Here is a 1,390-nt window from a genome sequence, read left to right as displayed (position 1 = left end):
TCGGTCGCAACGCCACCGGGGACGCGCGCTACGACCGGTACGAACGCCTCAGGCTCGACTGGGCCGCGCCGCGCGTGCTGCGCGTGACGCTGAGCGCGCCCGGACGGCTCAACGCGGTCGACACCACCGGGCACCGCGAGCTGGCGGAGATCTGGCGGGACGTCGACGCCGACCCGGAGGTGCGCGCGGTCCTGGTCCGCGGCGAGGGCGCCGTGTTCTCCGCCGGCGGCGACCTGTCCATGATCGAGGAGATGATGGACGACCACGCCGCCCGCGTGCGCATCATGCGCGAGGCCCGCGACATCGTGATGAACGTGGTGAACTGCGCGAAGCCGGTGGTCAGCGCCGTCCAGGGGCCGGCGGTGGGCGCGGGACTGGCGGTCGCGCTGCTCGCCGACGTCTCGGTCGTCGGCCGCACCGCCAAGATCATCGACGGTCACACCCGGCTCGGCGTCGCGGCCGGCGACCACGCCGCGCTGGTCTGGCCGCTGCTGTGCGGCATGGCCAAGGCCAAGTACTACCTGCTGCTCAACGACACCCTGTCCGGCGCGGAGGCCGAGCGCATCGGGCTGGTCAGCCTGTGCGTGGACGACGACGAGGTGCACGCCCGCGCGACGGAGGTCGCGACCCGGCTCGCCGAGGGCCCGGCCGAGGCGATCTCCGCCACCAAGCACGCGCTGAACGGCTGGCTGCGGATGGCGCAGCCGAGCTTCGACGCGTCCCTGGCCATGGAGTTCCTGGGGTTCGCGGGTCCGGACGTCCGGGAGGGCGTGGCCGCGCTGCGGGAGAAGCGCCCCCCGAAGTTCGACTGATCCCCCGCGCTCGGCGGGTCTCAGGAGAAGCGCCTGGCCAGCGAGGACAGGCCGGTGGCGTAGATGCCGACCGCGAGGGTCTTGGCCATGGCCTCCTCGTCGTCGGCGTTCGCCGAGAAGTCGGCGGACCACTCCACGAAGGACCCGCCGGTCACGGTGACCGGGACGACCCGCAGCGCGGCGCGGCACCGCCGGACCGGCAGCGGGCACTCCAGCACCTCGTAGCGGTAGGTGCGGGCCTCGTCGTCCAGGGACGTCAGCCGCTCGCGGAACACCGTGTCGCCGGGGCCGATGACGCGGCGGACGCAGCCGACCCGGTCGGGCGGCCCGCCGTCCTCGATCATCCCGGTCTCGACGCCCGGCATCCATTCGGCGAGGTTGCCGAAGTCCCGCAGGTAGGCCCACACCCGGTCGGCGGGCGCGTCCAGGACCGCGCTGGCGTACGCGGGCGGCGGGGCGGAGGGCACGGCGGGCGGGACGCTGGACGGCACGGTCACGGCGGCTCCTCGGGCGGCGCGGGGGCGGACCGCCGAAGCGGATCCGGTGGCGGACGGACGAGCGACGGGCGGGCGGGCAGG

Annotated in this window: 2 protein-coding genes; one reads left to right on the top strand and one right to left on the bottom strand. The window is 74.9% G+C overall.

Annotation, left to right across the window (positions count from 1 at the left end; translation table 11 throughout):
- Nucleotides 1-812, top strand: an 812-nt coding sequence (locus DZF91_RS23790) for an enoyl-CoA hydratase/isomerase family protein (RefSeq protein ID WP_117359541.1), incomplete at its 5' end; no start/stop codon positions are given.
- Between the two features lie 20 nt (nt 813-832).
- Here DZF91_RS23790 and DZF91_RS23785 read toward each other — a convergent pair.
- Nucleotides 833-1,309, bottom strand: a complete 477-nt coding sequence (locus DZF91_RS23785; RefSeq protein ID WP_235834503.1) for an SRPBCC family protein — start codon at nt 1,307-1,309, stop codon at nt 833-835.
- Nucleotides 1,310-1,390: the final 81 nt, after the last annotated feature.

The sequence above is a fragment of the Actinomadura logoneensis genome (genome assembly GCF_003428695.1).
Classification (GTDB): domain Bacteria; phylum Actinomycetota; class Actinomycetes; order Streptosporangiales; family Streptosporangiaceae; genus Spirillospora; species Spirillospora logoneensis.
Note: the sequence above shows the minus strand (reverse complement) of the source record. Positions and strands in the feature narration are given on the sequence as shown.